At 40.7% G+C, this 18,715-nt stretch carries 16 protein-coding genes; 8 read left to right on the plus strand and 8 right to left on the minus strand.

Going from position 1 to position 18,715, the window contains the following annotated elements; translation table 11 throughout:
* Window positions 1-452: 452 nt before the first annotated feature.
* The gene (locus E0H89_RS04765; RefSeq protein ID WP_131214954.1) at window positions 453-1,058 is read right to left on the minus strand and encodes a LysE family translocator; all 606 of its coding nucleotides are present in this window, start codon (window positions 1,056-1,058) and stop codon (window positions 453-455) included.
* Window positions 1,059-1,172: 114 nt separating this feature from the next.
* Here E0H89_RS04765 and E0H89_RS04770 point away from each other — a divergent pair, with 114 nt between their 5' ends.
* A complete protein-coding gene (locus E0H89_RS04770) occupies window positions 1,173-1,667 on the plus strand; it encodes an Lrp/AsnC family transcriptional regulator (protein ID WP_131214956.1) in 495 nt (164 codons plus the stop codon).
* Between the two features lie 553 nt (window positions 1,668-2,220).
* Here E0H89_RS04770 and E0H89_RS04775 read toward each other — a convergent pair.
* The 6 genes from E0H89_RS04775 to E0H89_RS04800 all read right to left on the minus strand — a co-directional run bounded on the left by E0H89_RS04775 (window position 2,221) and on the right by E0H89_RS04800 (window position 7,934).
* Window positions 2,221-2,592 carry a hypothetical protein gene (locus E0H89_RS04775; RefSeq protein WP_131214958.1) on the minus strand — a complete coding sequence of 124 codons (372 nt, stop codon included), beginning with the start codon at window positions 2,590-2,592 and terminating at the stop codon, window positions 2,221-2,223.
* Window positions 2,593-2,887: 295 nt separating this feature from the next.
* Window positions 2,888-3,781 (minus strand): site-specific tyrosine recombinase/integron integrase, encoded by an 894-nt coding sequence (gene xerA / locus E0H89_RS04780; protein WP_165494023.1) that lies wholly within the window; start codon window positions 3,779-3,781, stop codon window positions 2,888-2,890.
* Window positions 3,782-4,037: 256 nt separating this feature from the next.
* Window positions 4,038-4,883 (minus strand): diaminopimelate epimerase, encoded by an 846-nt coding sequence (dapF, locus tag E0H89_RS04785; RefSeq protein ID WP_131214960.1) that lies wholly within the window; start codon window positions 4,881-4,883, stop codon window positions 4,038-4,040.
* A 13-nt stretch (window positions 4,884-4,896) separates the two neighbouring features.
* Window positions 4,897-6,141: a diaminopimelate decarboxylase gene (gene lysA, locus E0H89_RS04790; RefSeq protein ID WP_131214962.1), complete on the minus strand. Its 1,245-nt coding sequence runs from the start codon at window positions 6,139-6,141 to the stop codon at window positions 4,897-4,899.
* 38 nt (window positions 6,142-6,179) lie between these two features.
* The gene (gene lptM, locus E0H89_RS04795; protein ID WP_131214964.1) at window positions 6,180-6,398 is read right to left on the minus strand and encodes an LPS translocon maturation chaperone LptM; all 219 of its coding nucleotides are present in this window, start codon (window positions 6,396-6,398) and stop codon (window positions 6,180-6,182) included.
* 132 nt (window positions 6,399-6,530) lie between these two features.
* A complete protein-coding gene (locus E0H89_RS04800) occupies window positions 6,531-7,934 on the minus strand; it encodes an amino acid permease (RefSeq protein WP_131214966.1) in 1,404 nt (467 codons plus the stop codon).
* 283 nt (window positions 7,935-8,217) lie between these two features.
* Here E0H89_RS04800 and radA point away from each other — a divergent pair, with 283 nt between their 5' ends.
* The 3 genes from radA to E0H89_RS04815 all read left to right on the plus strand — a co-directional run bounded on the left by radA (window position 8,218) and on the right by E0H89_RS04815 (window position 11,684).
* Complete coding sequence (gene radA, locus E0H89_RS04805) at window positions 8,218-9,606, plus strand: DNA repair protein RadA (RefSeq protein WP_131214969.1); 1,389 nt, start codon at window positions 8,218-8,220, stop codon at window positions 9,604-9,606.
* 114 nt (window positions 9,607-9,720) lie between these two features.
* A complete protein-coding gene (locus E0H89_RS04810) occupies window positions 9,721-10,692 on the plus strand; it encodes a Tim44 domain-containing protein (protein ID WP_131214971.1) in 972 nt (323 codons plus the stop codon).
* Window positions 10,693-11,171: 479 nt separating this feature from the next.
* Window positions 11,172-11,684: a tetratricopeptide repeat protein gene (locus tag E0H89_RS04815; RefSeq protein WP_131214973.1), complete on the plus strand. Its 513-nt coding sequence runs from the start codon at window positions 11,172-11,174 to the stop codon at window positions 11,682-11,684.
* Between the two features lie 54 nt (window positions 11,685-11,738).
* Here E0H89_RS04815 and E0H89_RS04820 read toward each other — a convergent pair whose 3' ends face one another.
* Window positions 11,739-12,263, minus strand: coding sequence for a cysteine peptidase family C39 domain-containing protein (locus E0H89_RS04820; protein ID WP_131214975.1), 525 nt, complete (start codon window positions 12,261-12,263; stop codon window positions 11,739-11,741).
* Window positions 12,264-12,501: 238 nt separating this feature from the next.
* Between E0H89_RS04820 and ahcY the strand changes: the two genes are divergently transcribed.
* The 4 genes from ahcY (at window position 12,502) to E0H89_RS04840 (ending at window position 18,636) form a co-directional block, all read left to right on the plus strand.
* Complete coding sequence (gene ahcY / locus E0H89_RS04825; RefSeq protein ID WP_131214977.1) at window positions 12,502-13,884, plus strand: adenosylhomocysteinase; 1,383 nt, start codon at window positions 12,502-12,504, stop codon at window positions 13,882-13,884.
* A gap of 157 nt (window positions 13,885-14,041) precedes the next feature.
* Window positions 14,042-14,878: a methylenetetrahydrofolate reductase [NAD(P)H] gene (gene metF, locus E0H89_RS04830; protein ID WP_131214979.1), complete on the plus strand. Its 837-nt coding sequence runs from the start codon at window positions 14,042-14,044 to the stop codon at window positions 14,876-14,878.
* 30 nt (window positions 14,879-14,908) lie between these two features.
* Complete coding sequence (locus E0H89_RS04835; RefSeq protein WP_131214981.1) at window positions 14,909-15,625, plus strand: 16S rRNA (uracil(1498)-N(3))-methyltransferase; 717 nt, start codon at window positions 14,909-14,911, stop codon at window positions 15,623-15,625.
* Window positions 15,626-15,774: 149 nt separating this feature from the next.
* Window positions 15,775-18,636 (plus strand): bifunctional diguanylate cyclase/phosphodiesterase, encoded by a 2,862-nt coding sequence (locus tag E0H89_RS04840; RefSeq protein ID WP_131214983.1) that lies wholly within the window; start codon window positions 15,775-15,777, stop codon window positions 18,634-18,636.
* Window positions 18,637-18,715 lie beyond the last annotated feature (79 nt).

Here is an 18,715-nt window from a genome sequence, read left to right on the forward strand (position 1 = left end):
ATAACTCTTCACTTAAAATTTTTAGGTGCCCTATCTTGCAATGCGTATGGCATTTCGGTCAAGTCACAATTATCGAAAGAGCTGTAAAAATGCGTAAAATTACTTGAACTAAGCGTTCATATTTTTTTGAAGTATTTTTATTAAGATGAATTCTCTCAATATTTATTTATTTTTTAATTATTGATTCTTATTGTGTTTTTATTTGATTAACATCATCAAAAGTTCTGATTTAATTCTTGTTTTCAATTGTTTTATAGCTACAGGAGCTTGGCCTTGATGCCTACCTGACCAGGTTTTAAACTGTCATTTAAGACAGATAGGAAGCTTTTTCCTGCTATATCTGTAGCAAAAACGATCATTTTTTAGAATAAACTTGTAATAAATTACTTTTAATCTACAAATTTGCTGCTACTTAAAAAGCATGCCACGGTGGCATGCTTTTCATCAGCGTGTTATTGAATGATTAACCAGGTTGCAGCAAGCATGAGCAAACTACCCGAACCGCCATCAATCCATTTTTGTTTACGTTCATCAATCTGGGTCTTTTGGGTAATTTTGGCAAAAATTAAGCTTAAACTACAATACACCACAAAGATTAATCCGATAAAAATAAACGATAGAATCAAACCTTGAGTTACCGTATCACCGCTTTTATTAATAAACTGCGGTAAAATCGCAAAATAAATCAATATACCCTTTGGATTCAGTAAAGCGGTAAAAAAACCTTTTTGAATCGGGTTCGATGTGCTTGTGTTTTCAATCGCCAATTTTTTATTGCTGAAAACCGACTTGAGTAAACCAAAGGCCAAAAATAATAGATAAGCAATCCCGATCCAGCGAATGGTTTCAAATAACAGCGGGAAGGAAACAATGATGGCTGCAATACCGAGCGCCACCAAAACAGAATGCACCAAATACCCCAGACATATCCCTACAGTTGCCATCATGCCTGCTTTTGCATCTTTTCCCATCACTTGTGACAGGATAAATAGCATATCTGGTCCAGGTGTAAAAATAAGTGGGATAACCGTTAAGGCGAACAGTGCAAATAAAGACATTTCCTTTTCCCTTTCCATGTCTTGAAAGTGAAAATTAGTATCGAATAAATACTACAAAATAGGATTTCAAATTATTCTATAATTCTAATTATTTTTCGAATATTATTCTAATTTATGAAAATATCCACTAAGTCTGTGCGGGTAAAACTTGATCGAATTGATAAAAATATCATTCGTTATCTGCAAGCCAATGGCCGTATTCAGAATAATGATCTTGCGCGTGAAATTGGGCTATCACCTTCATCCTGTTTGCGCCGGGTAAAATTACTGGAAGATGCAGGCGTGATTCAGAATTACACCACAATTGTCGATCAACAAAAAATTGGCTTTCAGCTGATCTTATTTTCGCGCATCTGGCTGGTCGGTCAGGACGCCGAAACCATTGACACTTTTATTGAGGCGATGAAAGAGTTGCCCCAGGTGATGGAGTGCTACATTATTTTGGGGGAAAGTGATGCCATGCTAAAAGTCGTAGTGCCTGATCTGGAAAGTTACCGTAAATTCCAGTCGACACATCTAACTAAAAAAAATGGCATTACCAGTGTTAAAACGGATTTACCCAGTCAGATTATTAAACAGAGTTTCCAGCTTCCCCTGGATGATCTTTAAAACAGCTTGAGACATCGTATTTAATTTTAAAAATATGGCAAGATTCTGATCTCAAGTCGTTTTATGTACTGAACTCTAGCACTGAAATGATGCGTTATTTTCCGATTGTTTAAATCGGGAACCAAGTAATGCGCTAGTGCATAAATTTTAAAGGATTATCGAAACTCAAGGTGGGAAGTTCTGTGCGGTCGAATTAAAAAGGTAGGGGATTTTATTGACTTCACAGCATTACCTGCTCAGCCCAGTCAATTTACCTTTTCGCCCTGCATCGAAAGTATTTAGCGACTTGAGCAGAAATATTGGGAGAGTAATAGTTTTACGACCGAAGCTGCGACCGCTTGTTTAAAATTTGCTTTTGATTCACTCAAGCTCAACCCAGTGGTTGTGTATTCACTGCAGTACAAAACATCAAAGTCCACGCTGTCATGCAAGGTTTAAGCATGCAACTTAAAAACCACTTCACTTACCCTGCTTTAGAGAACAGTAACCTCTTGCAAAGACCTGTGCTTTATCAAATAAATACTATTTTATTCAGGCAGGCTAAAACATCAAATTAAACATGATAATGTTGTAAAAAATCACGGTGAATATGGCTCAAATCAATTAAATCGTATTCCTGAAGATTAAATATTTCCCACACCTCTAAAAAGTCCTGTTTTAAATCCACACCCACTGTAGCCACCGGCCGCTCTTGCCACTGCAAGTCTGAAATCCAGATATAGCCTTGTTGCGTTTCTGCATTGAACGCCTGCACCTTACCTTCTACATTGATGCCTTGGACATGGGTGTTTTCAGGTAAAGATGGCTCAATAGTAGGCAAACTTATTTCCACAAAATGCTTCACCTGACGCAGACCATAGCCTGCAAAAATCTCTTTTTGCTCGGTACTCAGTCGATCATACTTTTCTTGAATATTTGAAATCATTTTTTTCCCTATCATTTTTAACTTCCAAACTTGGTGTAATACCCACTAAAACAATAAATAATTTCATGACTTGGCATTAGTCATAACTTTGCATTAGTCATGCCATCTAGTTCATATTTATACTTGATTTTTATACCTGATAAATTGGCTTTTTATTATTCTACAATAGTTTAAAATGTCCATAATATTCCGCAATACTAGCTATAGATGTATTTAAGTTTCATTAATTTATATGCTAAGACTTAAAAAATTTAAAATCACGTTGAGACAAAATTTAGCTATCTTTAAATATCTATTACATTTTCTTGAGTTGCGCCCGCGGATGTGCCTGATCATAGACTTGCGCCAAATGGTCAAAATCAACATGCGTATAGATTTGCGTTGTGGTTAAATTGCTATGCCCTAACATTTCTTGAACCGCGCGCAAATCTCGACTATTTGACAACATATGACTGGCAAAACAATGACGCAATAAATGTGGATGCAAATCGACATTTACTCCGGCACGTTGCGCTTGTAATTTAACCCGGTTTTCAATTTGTCTTGCGCCAAGCGGATTGCCCTTTTGAGTAATAAACACATTGGCGTCAGGGACAAAGTCACCATTCCATAAAGGATAAATTTGCAACCACAACATTACCGCATCTTTGGCTTTAGAACCAAAAGGCACCACCCGGGTTTTATTGCCTTTACCGGTGATGCGTAAAAGCTGCCGATTAAAATCGATATCTTTAATACGCAAGCCTTGTACTTCCGCCAGTCGCAAACCACTAGAATAAAGCAATTCCAAGATCGCTTTATCGCGTAACCACATTTGTTGTTCGACTAGTTTTTCAGGTTTGGATTGATCTAAAATTTGATTGATGGTTTCAATATCCAGCATACCGGGTAGCGGCCTAGGCAAACGTTTCAACTGAAAATCATCGGCAGGATTAAAAGCCAGATATTGCCCTTGCTCCGCCCATTTCATGAATTGACGAATAGAAGACAAAAGACGTTGCAAACTGCTGGAACTCAGTTGCTGCTGCTCAACTTTTTGTGCCAGATATTCACGCAGATCGGTTGATTCAACATCTGCCAGATTGAGTTTTTTGATTTCACAAAAATTTAAAAAATCCGAAACATCACGCTCATAGGCCTGCAAAGTATGTTTGGACTGATTTTGAATTTGTCTTTCTTTTAGCCACATCAGCAATAATTCAGCAGGAGCACGTATCTGCATCTCAGGATCAATCACGTTTTTTCTCACTGTATTTAATCGGTGCTATCAACGGCGATTATATTATTCATGTTTAACGAGTCTTATATTCAATGCTCAAGCAGATCCCAGGATACGCTTTTTCATTTTGATTCTAGCGGTTTCATAGCTTTTTGCATAATCAATCATTCCATAAATAAAAAAGCACCATCATGCTGACAGTGCTTTTTCAGTCAAACCATCGGCTTTATTGTTGGTAAAAACTTAAATCAATACGGCCTTCATAGACATTTGCAGTTGGACCGGTCATCCAGACCACATCGCCCTCTTTCCATTCAATTTGCAACTTGCCGCCGGCAAGTTCAATTTCTACCGTATTAGCAAGCAAGCCACGGCGCATGCCTGAAATAGCAGCTGCACAAGCACCTGTGCCACATGCCAACGTTTCGCCTACACCACGTTCAAACACACGTAAACGCGCATGATTTTGATCAACAATTTGCATAAAACCGGCATTGACGCGTTGTGGAAAACGCTCATGTGCTTCAATTTGAGGCCCCATGCCAGCAACATCAGCCCTAAGCACATCTGGAACAATGGTTACTGCATGCGGATTACCCATGTTCACCACATCAATGATAATACTCTCATCATTGGCCAACTCTAAGCTGTACAAATTTTCAGGCTCATCAGCAAGGAATGGAATCTGGTTCGGCAAGAATTTTGGATAGCCCATATTCACTCGAACCCAGCCATTCTGACCCAGCTCAGGCTCAACTATACCGGCTTTGGTTTGTACTTTAATTTTGGTTTTCGTGGTCAACTGACGTTCATGCACAAAACGTGCAAAACAGCGAACTCCATTACCACATTGCTCGACTTCAGAACCATCCGCATTAAAGATACGATATTTGAAATCAACATTGGGTAAATCGGGTGGTTCAACAATAAGCAGCTGATCAAAACCAATCCCAAAATGACGATCGGCCAAGCGCTGAATAGTCATGGTATCTAGGTAAGCGCGCTGGCTGATCAGATCAACCACCATGAAGTCATTGCCCAGACCATGCATTTTAGTAAATTCTAAAAACATCCTGCATTACTCCTTAAGGCAATAAACGCTCTTTATCCCATAATGATTCAATGCTTTCACGCTCACGAATTAAGTGGGCCTGATCACCATCAACCATTACTTCAGCAGCACGACCTCGACTATTGTAGTTCGAGCTCATTACAAAACCGTATGCACCTGCACCCAATACCGCAAGCACATCATTTTCTTGAAGGGCAAGCTTGCGCTCTTTACCTAAAAAGTCACCGGTTTCACAAATTGCCCCCACCACATCCCACTCTTTGGCTTCAACGTCAGAACGCGGAGTCACTTCCTGAATATCCATCCACGCTTCATACAAAGCAGGACGAATCAGGTCATTCATTGCCGCATCAATAATGGCGAAGTTACGGTGATTGGTCGGTTTCAACAAATCAACTTTAGTCAGCAAGATACCCGCATTGGCGGAAATGCTGCGCCCCGGCTCCATATACACTTTTAAACCGAGTTTTTCTAAAGCCGGTTTCAACGCATTGGCATATTCGACAACGGTTGGCGGAGTTTCATCTTTATAAGTCACCCCCAAACCACCGCCGATGTCGATGTGTTTTAGATTAATACCGAGTTCTTTCAATTTTGCGATCATCATGATCACGCGATCAAGCGCATCTACGAAGGGTTGCGTTTCTGTTAGTTGTGAACCAATGTGACAGTCGATACCGACCACGTCCAGATTTGGTAAAGATGCTGCATATTGATAGGTTTCAAATACGCTGTCCGAGGGAATACCAAATTTATTTTCTTTTAAGCCCGTCGAAATATAAGGATGGGTTTTGGCATCGACATCTGGATTGACCCGTAGAGAAATCGGGGCTTTTTTACCCAGTTTAGCTGCCACTTTTTGAATGCGATCCAGTTCGGCATAGGATTCAACGTTAAAGCAGGCAATTCCGACTTCCAAGGCTTTTTTAATGTCCGCTTCTGATTTACCCAAGCCAGAGAACACAATTTTAGCTGCCTCACCGCCCGCTTTAAGCACGCGTGCAAGTTCACCGCCAGTGACAATATCAAAACCTGCACCCAGCTTTGCCAGTACATTCAATACCGCAATATTAGAGTTCGACTTTACCGCGAAACAAATTTGATGATCGATAAAGCTAAATGCACGATCCATATCGAGATAATGCTTTTCAAAAGTGGCTTTTGAATAAACATAAAGTGGCGTGCCAAATTGCTGCGCAAGTTGTTGCAACGAACATTGCTCTGCGTGCAGAACCCCATTAATGCGGGTAAAACTCATGAATCTATCCTTTCGATGACGCGTTTAGATATTGAAAATTAATTTGTTTCAGCAGATGAAGCAGGAAGCTCTTGTACCGGAGCTGCTTCCTCCTTAGCCGAAGATTGCTGTTTTGAATCGACATTGGGATATAACAAATATTTCGAACGCTTGTCGTAATTCTGATCATTCGGTAACTGTAAAGCTCCGGATTGACCACAACCGACCAAGGCAAAAGCTGTTGCCAATAAACTGATGTAGCAAATGACAAGACGCATCTGACCACCTATCCTATATTTTCGAAGAAGTATAACTCGATCACCGCCGTGACCAAAGGGCTAAACGCTAGAGATTATCGCTAGTTAAAAAAAAACGCCAGTTTCAAACTGGCGTTTTCACAAACAAAGGGCTTATTTATGTTTCGGTTTGTAGAAACCAAAGTAACCAATAATCAAAATAATGAACCAGATTGGACTTACCATCAGCGCTTTCATGGTATCTGCTTCTAAGGACAAGACGTAAATCATGCCAATAAAGAAGATGATCACCAGCCAGCAGGTAAATAATCCACCCGGTAATTTAAAGGTTGACTTGGCATGCAGTTCTGGACGGGTTTTATAGTAAACAATATAACTCCAGATAATCATCAACCATACACAGATGAACAAAATGGTGGAAAGCGTGGTTGCCAGAGTAAAGGCTTCAACGGTGTTTGGTACAAAATACTGAAGTGCAGCACCCAGAAGTAAACACACCGCAGAGAAATACAAGGCATTCGCTGGAACCGCACGTTTGTTTAAATGCCCGAATGCCTTTGGACCTTGTTCTTCACGTGACAAACCGAATAGCATCCGGCTAGTCGAGAATACCCCACTGTTCATGGATGACATGACTGAAGACAACACCACCAGATTCATGATAATCGCTGCTGCTGCAATGCCTGCTTGGCTAAACAGGTTTACAAAAGGACTGATGGTTGGATCAATTTTATTCCATGGCGTCACCGACATTACAATCACCAATGCCAATACATAGAAAATGATGATACGAATCGGAATTGAGTTAACCGCTTTAGGTAAGTTACGCTCTGGATCTTTGGTTTCAGCTGCAGTTGTACCGACCAGTTCTACCCCAACAAAGGCAAATATCGCAATCTGGAAGCCTGCCAGAAACCCGGATACTCCGGTGGGGAAAATCCCGTCATGTGACCAGAGATGGGTAAATGACGCTACTTCACCTGCAGTTGAAGTGAATCCGGTAAAGATCATCCATAAACCGACAGCAATCAGTACCACAATGGCAATAATCTTGATCAAGGCAAACCAGAACTCTAATTCACCGAATAATTTAACGGTAACCAGATTCAAGCCCATAATAAAGATGATGGCTGCCACACTGATCATTACCCCTTCTCCAGGTGTAAACGGCAGCCCTCCATTAAAGAATTGAAGGTAATAAATAATTGCAGATAAGTCAGCAATACCGATGGTGATCCAGCACAGCCAATAGGTCCATCCAACAAAATAACCCGCCCATGGACCAATTAAATCTGTGGCAAAATCAATAAAAGACTTATATTGCAGGTTAGACAGTAACAGTTCGCCAAGCGCACGCATGACCAAAAAAACCATAAAACCAATAATCATATAAATGATCAGAATTGAAGGACCGGCCAAGCTGATGGTTTTACCCGAGCCCATGAATAAGCCTGTACCAATCGCCCCGCCAATCGCAATAAGTTGCAAATGCCGATTCGACAGACTTCGTTGAAGCTCACCATCTGCAGCAGATGAACTATGGTTTTCATTTGACATTGTTATTTTCGTCTCTCAAATTTCGTGTGATAAAAGTAGCTCAAATTAAAAAAAATAAATAAAGTTTTTGAGCGATTATTTAATATTTTTCAAGCCTAAGTGTGTTTCTGTCGCTTTTTCATTCAAATTCAATCCCTTTTATGTTCCTCAGTTCATTTCCCTTAGATTTAGCAGTTTACGTGCCAAGATTAAGAATGGCCAAATTTTATGCAAAAAATTGTATTTCTATACAGCTATTGCTACATTTCTCCTCAATCTTCTTATTTATATAGATAATACTTCAATGAGCAAAGTCAAAACTGTGTACCGTTGCGAACAATGTGGAGCTGACCACCCTAAATGGGCGGGTCAATGTACAGATTGCGGTGAATGGAATAGTCTGACTGAAGTCCGTGTTGAGCCAACCGTGAGCCATCGCGCACAACCGAAAATAGGTGGATATGCAGGTCAAGCGGCAACTATTACTACTTTAAATAAAGTTTCCGTTTCACATGAATCACGCTTAGCAACTGGCATTAGTGAATTTGACCGTGTTCTGGGCGGTGGCCTGGTGACCGGTTCTGTGGTGCTGATTGGCGGTGACCCGGGAATTGGTAAATCCACGATTCTTTTACAAACTGCCACTCATATGGCATCTGCAAAAAGTTCTGCGCTTTATGTCACCGGTGAGGAATCACTTTCGCAAGTGGCATTGCGTGCCCACCGTTTAGAGTTACCGACAGACCATCTTCAAGTCATGGCGGAAACCTGTGTGGAACGCATTTGTGAAGTCTTGGCGCAAGTACGTCCTGCCGTTGCCATCCTCGATTCGATTCAAACGCTTTACACTGAAACTCTGCAATCTGCACCGGGTGGTGTATCTCAAATTCGTGAATCTGCCGCATTACTGACCCGTTTTGCTAAAAATAGTGGCACCTCATTATTTCTTGTGGGGCATGTGACCAAAGAAGGTGCTTTAGCGGGTCCACGTGTTTTAGAGCACATGGTCGATTGCGTATTGTATTTTGAAGGTCAGTCTGACTCACGTTATCGCATGATTCGTGCGGTGAAAAACCGTTTTGGTGCAGTCAATGAGTTGGGCGTGTTCGGCATGACCGAGAAAGGCTTGCGTGAAGTTTCCAATCCGTCCGCTATTTTCTTAAGTCGTTATGATGAAGCCATTCCCGGTTCGATTGTGATGATTAGCCGCGAAGGCACTCGCCCACTCCTGGTTGAAGTACAAGCTTTGGTAGATGATGCACATGGCCAACCGCGTCGTGTAGCCTTAGGTTTAGATCAAAACCGGCTGAATATGTTGCTTGCGGTGATGCACCGTCACGGTGGCGTCCAAACTGCCGGACAAGATGTCTACGTCAATGTGGTCGGTGGTTTAAAAATTACCGAAACTGGTTCTGACTTGGCTGTTTTACTGGCTTGTGCTTCAAGCTTGCGTGGTAAAGCATTACCTCAGCAGCTAGCGGTGTTTGGTGAAGTTGGACTATCGGGTGAAATTCGCCCTGTGCCGAATGGCCAGGAACGTTTAAAAGAAGCCGTTAAGCATGGTTTTAAATACATTATTTTGCCAAGAGGCAATGCGCCACAAAAACCGATTCCAAATGTGCAGATCATTTCTGTAGCACGCTTACATGAAGCATTAAGTGAAGCCATGAGCTTAAGTGAAGAATTGGCTTAAGCTTGAACATATGAAAGATTATGTAAAAAAAACATCATTTTGATATTGAAATTCGATGCAAATGACTGCATAACTATAGGGCTATAATTTATTTTTTTATTTAGGAAAAATTCGATGGAAGTTCGACAGCGTGGTTTGATGGCAAGTCTTTTAATGGCCGCTTTGGTGGTTGCACCAATGGCTGAAGCGAAACGTGCAGGTGGTGGTAAAAGCCACGGCATGAGTCGTTCTGCTGCTCCAAGCCAATCTTACCAACAACCGCGTCAAGCTACTCCTGCCCCACAACCGACTACCGCACCTGCTCAAAAGTCAGGTTCTGGCGTAGGTAAAATGGTTGCTGCTGGTGTTGCTGGTGCTGCGATTGGTGCAGTTGCAGCAAATGCAATGGCGGATGATAAACCTGCTGCAAGCGGTGCTGAGGCTACGGCACAACAGCAGGAAGAAAAAGGCGGACTTCCAAGCTGGATCTGGATTCTTCTAGCAGCTGCAGTCGCATTCTTCTTGTTCCGTAAATTCGGAGCAAAAAAAAAACTAGCCGCTAACAATCCTTATGCCCCAAACAATGGTGGAAATACAGCACCGTTTGGTCAACAAAATGCAGCACCACGTACGTCGAATGACAACAGCAATATTTTTGGCCAGTCAGTAGGTGGTTCTGCAGGTGCAGCAACTCAAGCTCCATTTGGTAATGCTTTAACCAGCAATGGCAATCAATTGCCAGATGGTACTGAACCTGCTGCGTTCTTGCGTGTTGCTCGTCAGCGCTTCAACCATATTCAGTCAATGAATACAGCAAGTAACATTGCTGAAATTCAACGTTATTTAACACCTGATCTTTATCAGTCTATGTATAACGACATTATGGCGAACCAAGATCAGGATGTGGCTGAATTCTCTAATCTGAATGCCATGGTTACCGATTCTTCAACTGAAAATGGTCAGTATGTGGTCAGCGTTCGTTTTACGGGTACTGTAAGCGAAGATTTAAACAGCTTACCGCAACCTTTTGCAGAAGTTTGGCATTTCACCAAACCTGCAGGTTCTAACCAAGAGTGGTTGGTTGCCGGTATTCAACAAGAGGCTTAAGGTCTTTTGAGCTAAAAACAGCGACTTCGGTCGCTGTTTTTTATAATCATATTAAATCAAAGGTCAGTTTTAATCCCCCCTCATTGTATTTCAATTAGGCTGTGTCCTAACTAGGTGCATATCTAGCACCAAATTAAATCTTTAATTGTAAACTTAAAGTATCTAAAATCGCCTTATCAGCATTTCCGGCCGGAGTTTGCTGTTCCTTGTTTTAGTGATTTGTATTTTCCAAGGTAGTTTAAGTAGCATGATCAGCTATTGGGTGGGTGTACTCACCTTCTCTGTTTTATTTGTCGGATTGTGTTTAAGTTACTTTGAATCCAGGATTAAGAAGATCGCAATTGCAACCGCAATGATTTAGGTTATCAGCACGCTCACCTATTTAATCTAAAACTGAACAGTGTAAAAAACCAATCTTCGGATTGGCTTTTTTGTAGCAAACATTTAGGCTATAGCAATTATGTGCTTTGGATGTTTGAATGTCTGATCTCCCTATTTCTACCGAACTTTTTAACCGTGCGATGGCAGGCAATCGTGATGCACAATTTGAGCTTGCTGAAATTTATATGCAAAGTGAAAATGATGAACATGTTGCACTTGCTGAAGAATGGGCACTTAAAGCTGCTCAACTGGGTCATGTCGAAGCTATGTACTGGCTGGGTGAAGGTTATGCATTTTATGCAAAAGACATGCGGGCAGAAGATCCAGAGGAAGCAAAAACCTATTTTGAACATGCTTACCGCTGGTTAGAACAAGCAGCGAAACATAAACATCCTGCTGCTCTTTTAGAGTTATCGAATTTTTATCGCCGCGGCGATGTAGTGGAAAAAGATGTGACCAAGTCGGTTGAATTGGTCAAGCAAGCCGCTGAACTGGGTGAAGTTCAAGCCATGCGTGATTTAGCCTGTATTTATGAGCACGGTTTAGGTGTAGATGTAGATGAGGAAAAAGCCGATTATTGGCATGATAAAGCTCAATCTGCTGAAGAATAATTGGATGAAAAAGCCCATCAAATGATGGGCTTTTGTTTGATACAGTTTTAAGTATTAATTCTCGATATAATCATTTTTTTCAACAACAATCACTTGTCGGCAAATCCCTTCCGCTTTACGTTGCTGCTCAAAAACTGAAGCTGGCATGGGATCAAAACTGTCAAAGAAACAGATTTCATCCGCATTTACATCATAAACAAATGAATGATTACCCACGCCTTCTAATGTGTCGTAATAGACAATCACAAATTTATTTTGATCAAACGCTTGTTGTATTTGCTCATAATTTAACGCAGGTAGAATAGGTAGACCCAGTTGTTCAGCTTCTTGGTAACTGAGTTTTTCACTCTGCTGAAGATCAGGGTCATGCTCTGTATAAAATTGAACATTGAAGCCAAATTTTTTTAATCCCACAGCTAGACCGATGGTTGTCGTGCCATTTCCAGCATCATATCCACATACCTCTACCAGTTGCTGAATATCGGCATCAATGCCTAAGTGTTGCAACAACATCCATACCGCAAAAACTCCACCATTTGCTTCTAGATTGGCTAATTCTTCAGGCATTTCTAAGGCCATAATTTTCATCCCAAATATGATTGTGCTGATAATAATCAATTTCAGATTGGAACAAAATCAATTTCCAAGTACAATAGCCCGCTAGTCGAGGGATGCTGCGACTTTCTTACAGGCATATAAACGTAAGATCGCTAGGCTCGACGATTCGGTCACAAGTACTCTGAGTAAATCAGGTTCTGATCAAAAACGGCATCCGCGAACATAACGATCCAATCTATTTTTATCCTAGGAGATCCTGATGAACGCGGTTAATGCTTCATTTACAGATTATAAAGTTGCCGATATTTCACTTGCTGAATACGGTCGTAAAGAAATCAAACTTGCTGAAGCAGAAATGCCAGCACTTATGGGTTTGCGTAAACGCTACTCAGCAGCTAAACCACTTGCAGGCGCGAAAATTCTCGGCTGTATCCACATGACCATTCAAACTGCCGTTTTAATTGAAACGCTTGTTGAACTGGGTGCAGAAGTTCGCTGGACTTCATGCAACATCTTCTCTACTCAAGATCACGCTGCCGCTGCAATGGCTGCACGCGGTATTCCTGTTTTTGCTTGGAAAGGTGAAACTGAAGAAGAATACATGTGGTGTCTTGAACAGCAAATCAATGTCAATGGCAAACCTTGGGATGCCAACATGATTCTGGATGATGGCGGTGACTTGACTGCTGTTGTTCATGAAAAATATCCAGAACTGATTGCTAAAATCCATGGTGTGACTGAAGAAACCACCACAGGTGTGCAACGTCTTTATGAAATGTTACGTGATGGTACTTTGAAAGTTCCTGCAATCAACGTAAACGATTCAGTGACTAAATCTAAAAACGACAACAAATACGGTTGCCGCCACTCTCTAAACGATGCGATCAAACGCGGTACTGACATGTTGATGTCTGGTCGTCGTGCACTTGTGATTGGTTACGGTGACGTAGGTAAAGGTTCTGCTCAGTCTCTTCGTCAAGAAGGCATGATTGTTCGTGTAACTGAAGTTGATCCAATCTGTGCGATGCAAGCATGTATGGACGGTTACGAAGTTGTATCTCCATACAAAAATGGTGTGCAAACGGGCAAGAAAGAAGACATTAATGTTGACCTTCTTCAAAACACTGACCTGATCGTAACGACTACGGGTAATTACCACGTATGTGACGCTGCAATGTTAGATACATTAAAAGCAGGTTCTGTGGTGTGTAACATCGGTCACTTTGACACTGAGATCGATACCAACTACTTACGTGGTTACAAATGGGTTGAAGTTAAGCCTCAAGTACATCAGGTTTATCGTTCAGAAGATGAAAACAACTATTTGATTCTTCTTTCTGAAGGTCGTTTGGTTAACCTAGGTAATGCAACGGGTCACCCATCACGTGTGATGGATGGTTCTTTTGCTAACCAGGTATTGGCTCAAATGCATTTGTTCGCTGAAAAGTTTGCTGATCTTCCTGAAGAGCAAAAACAAGCTGCGCTTCGTGTAGAACTCCTTCCTAAGAAATTGGATGAAGAAGTTGCTGCTGCAATGGTTGCGGGCTTTGGTGGTGTATTGACTACATTAACTCAAGAACAAGCTGACTACCTTGGCGTACAAGTTGAAGGTCCATTCAAATCCGAGACTTATAAATACTAAGTTTTAATCTTTTTCCCTCATCCTAGCCTTCTCCCCGAGGGAGAAGGAACTGACCATTTTTAACAGTAAAGTGAGAAGTTCCCTCTTCTTTTAGGAGAGGGCTAGGGAGAGGTTTAAATAAATTTAAAAAAAGTATTTATAAAAAAGGATTTGAAAAATGACCAAACGTGTCCCAATTTCGTTTGAATTTTTTCCGACCAAAACTGATGTTGGTGCGGAAAAACTTCGTGTTGTTCATAAAGAATTACAACTGTTAAATCCTGAATTCTTTTCAGTGACTTATGGGGCTGGTGGTTCCACTCGTGAACGCACACTCGCTGCAATCAATGACTTCAATGGCAAAGGCACACCTGTAGCCCCTCACCTCTCTTGTATTGGTGATGATAAGGCCCGTATTGCAGAATTGCTGGATTTGTACAAATCGCAAGGTATCGACCGTATTGTTGCGCTTCGTGGTGACTTGCCTTCCGGTCAGGTCGGCTTGGGCGAATTGCCTTATGCACAGGATCTGGTTCGTTTTATTCGTGAGCATTCAGGCAATCATTTCACCATTGAAGTGGCTGCTTATCCTGAAATGCATCCACAAGCAGACAGCTTTGATAGAGATATTCAACACTTTGTCGAAAAAGCCAATGCCGGTGCCAATGCCGCTTTAACACAGTTTTTCTTTAATCCAGATGCATACTTCTACTTTGTAGATCGTATTCAAAAAGAAGGCGTGAATATTCCAGTAGCTCCCGGCATTATGCCTATTACCAATGCAAGCAACCTGATTCGCTTCGCAGATGGTACAGGCGCTGAAATTCCGCGTTGGATTCGCAAGCAATTGGCCACTTATGGAGACGACGCTGCTTCAATCAAGGCTTTTGGTCATGAAGTTGTGGTGAAATTGTGTGAACGTCTGCTTGCAGGCGGCGCCCCGAGCTTGCACTTCTATACCATGAACACGACAGACCCAACACGTCAACTCGTGACTGATCTGGGTTTAGCTTAATTTTTAATTTGATTTGTGAGTAATACTTAAATGCCGCGTTTTTATACTGAAGCTGATTTGGCGGTTGATCTGAATGTTGAATTAACCGAAACGGTTTTTCATCATTGGGTAAAAGTATTACGTGCACAAGTCGGCGAAAAAGCCACCTTGTTCAATGGACAAGGTGGTGAATACGACGTGACGCTTGTTGAGGTTTCAAAAAAATCAGCAAACGTTTCTGTCGATACCTTCAATCCTGATGATCGTACCCCTGCATTTACAGCCTTACTTGGTCAAGTGATGAGTAAAGGTGACCGTATGGATTATGCGATTCAAAAAGCCACAGAACTTGGGGTTTCTAAAATTCAGCTGCTGACCTCTGAACGTTGTGAGATGCGCCTTAAGTATGATCGAGACCAAAAGAAAATAGATCACTGGCAAGGTATTGCCATCGCTGCTTGTGAGCAATGTGGAATGAATAAAGTTCCTGAAGTGTTAGCGCCGCTCTCTTTGCAGGACTGGTTAGCCAGTGAACTCCCGACCACAAAATTAGTACTTGCACCTAATAAAGATCAAGTCGATGTTTTAGCTGATGCCACACCTGATATTGCACTACTCATTGGCCCTGAAGGTGGACTCAGCGAGGCTGAAATACAATTATCCAACAATACTGGATTCATCAATTGGTGTATTGGCAATCGCGTTCTACGCACAGAAACCGCTCCAATTGTAGCTTTATCTATTTTAAATTATAAATTAACTGTATAGTTCATCCGATTTTAGATAAATACTACTGGATTCGATTGATTTTTTTAAATAACATTATTAATCTTGATTTAAAATAAAACTGGGTTTTTGAACATGGTTAATATTTAGAAAATAATTTATCGTAAAACAAGAATAAGGTTTCTGCTTATATGCCAGATATTCAAGATGAGTATGTTAAACAGCATGTAAGTGCTGCTCAAATTACAAATACGATTCGACTCAGTCAATTCTTTCTCGTCAGTATTTTAATCGTTTCCTTATATGTCTATTGCATTTACCAATTTTATTTTACAAAACCATCTTTCTATTTCAATTTATGGTTTATTACTACCGAACTCTTGAGTTGTCTAAGTTTACTCATTACCAGTATTTATTTTAAACCACATAATTTCGCTCTAAATCACGCTCATCGCTGGCTGCAATTTCAGTGTTGGGCAATAGGGTGTTGTATTGCTGTTGGCACGAGTCTGATTTACTACTATCTACCGCAATATAACCCTAATTTCAGCTACGTGAATGCTTTAATTCTTTCAGCTCTATTACTGATTGTAAGCCAGTCATTTGCCCTGACTTTTTTAACTCAACGTTTAAATTATTTTTGCTTAGCCTTTATTCCAGCACTTTTCCCTTATGTTGCCTCGCAGTTTATTAGCACAGAAACTTCTAATCATTTATTTCATTTGTCGCTCAACTTCATCCTTATTGTTATTTTACTTTGTGCAAATATAAGCTCGCGTATTCATAACCGCATTTCAGTGCTTTACTCCAAAAATAATCGCTTGGTTAAAAATGCCGAACAACAGGTCGTCTGGACAGATGAGTTATGCCAACAGTTGCAAACTGAAATTAATAAATCCAAAAATATTGAATTACAACTGCAACTGAATAATCAACTGCTTGAACAGAAAGTCAAAGAACGAACTTTTGATATTGCTAAAATGAATACTGATTTAGAGAACCAGCAACATAATCTTATGTTGGCCCATGGAGTTGCGGGACTTCGACCTTGGGACTGGAATATCAAGGATCGTGAAATCCTAGTGACCGACTATAAGCACCAAAAGACATTAAAACCTTCAAAACAACATCATCATCAGCTAAAAAATATCATTCATCCCAATGATATCGAACACTTCAAAACCTCGATGAAGCAAAACTTACGTGGTCAAACTGACCTATATGAAGCCACTTATCGCCTTCAAAATAGCCAGGGCAAATGGAAATGGGTACATGATATTGGTAAAGTCATTACGCGTGACCCGACCACTCAAAGGCCGTTGCGGATGGTCGGCATTCGTCGTGATATTCACCAGGAACGTACTGATCAGGAACGTTTAAAATTTGCAGCAAATGTACTGCAACAAGCTGCTGAAGGAATCTTCATTCTTAATGAACAACTTTGCTATATTGATGTCAATCCATTTTATGAACAGTTAACTGGTTTCACTCACGATCAAATTATTGGCAAACATTTATTTGATATTGTTGCAAACGTTAAGTCTCAACAAAAAAGCAGTCATTCGTCCCTGATTCAGCAACTAGATAAAATGGGTGAGTTTGATGGCGAACTCAATGAAAAATTTCTTTCTGGTAAAGAACTTACAATATGGATGCGCATTAATGCCATTAGCGATGAAAAAAATCGTGTCACGCACTATATTGGTATTGTCTCTGATTTAACTGAACGCAAACTGCAAGAACAGCGTTTGTCCTATTTAGAAAATTACGATCCACTGACTGATTTACCGAATCGCTTTTATTACAACTATCAATTACATCAATATTTAGTCAGTCAAAAGGATTCGATTGAACAACTCGCCGTGATTCGTCTAAATATTGATCGCTTCAGGCCATTAAATGAATTTCTGAGCAATAGCGGCGGGGATGAACTATTACGCCAGGTGGCGCAACGACTCCGGCTTACCAATGCTGAAGCCTTATTTGTCGCGCATCTAAATGGTGATGACTTTGCCATTGTTTATGAAATCTCGCATATTCGCCCATCGGTTCAGCATCACTGTGAACAGATGAATAAAGCATTTTCATTGCCATTTAACATTTTTGGTCAGGATCATATTATTAACCTGTCGATGGGAATAGCTTTCTATCCTGAAAATGGCCGTCAGCTGGATTATCTAAATAATTGTGCCGAACAGGCACTGACCGAAGCAAAAAGCTTAGGCGGTAATACCATCCGCTTTTATTCCAATAAAAATACCACCCTCCTTGAGCAAGGAATTTATCTGGAGCGTGATTTACGACTCGCCATTAACAATAATGAACTAATTGTTTACTATCAGCCCAAAATTAATTTTAGCGACCAGAACATTTATGGTTTTGAAGCATTGGTTCGCTGGAACCATCCAAGCAAAGGTATTATTCCACCGGACTTGTTCATTCCCCTTGCAGAGCAAACCAGTTTGATCTCGGATATTAGCAGAATTGTTATACGACAAACCGCTAAACAAATTAGGAACTGGAATGATTTAGGCTTTAATAATATATGTGTCTCAGTCAATGTAGTTGCACAGCAATTGCAACGTGGACAGTTACTCGAAGACCTCGATTATGCCATTAAGACCTATAAAATTTCCGGCAGTAGCCTGGAACTTGAAATTACTGAATCATCGTTACTTGAAAATTCAGTCACCGTTAAAAATCTGCTCGATGAGATCAAAAAACGGCAGATCAATATTTCTTTAGATGATTTTGGAACCGGCTACTCTTCTCTGTCTTATCTTGCTGATTTTCCAATTGATATATTGAAAATTGACCGTAGTTTTGTTTCTAGAATTGGACAAAATAAACAAGAAGCTATTGTCAGTGCCATGATTGCCATGGGCAAAGCGATGGGGATGGTGGTGGTTGCAGAAGGCATTGAAACACAGCAACAAATGCAATACTTACAAGATCTGGAATGTGACATTGCCCAAGGCTTCTTATTTTCAAAACCCTTGCCTGAAAGTGAAGCAACTATCTTCCTGGAACAACATCGACTTATACCTTCTTAATATAAGTCGACACGCCTAAATATCAGTTTGCTTGAAAATGGCAGATTCGCGACTGTGCTAAGGTCACAACAAATGTTAT

Origin of the sequence: Acinetobacter sp. ANC 3781 (assembly GCF_004331285.1) — a bacterium.
GTDB lineage: Bacteria > Pseudomonadota > Gammaproteobacteria > Pseudomonadales > Moraxellaceae > Acinetobacter.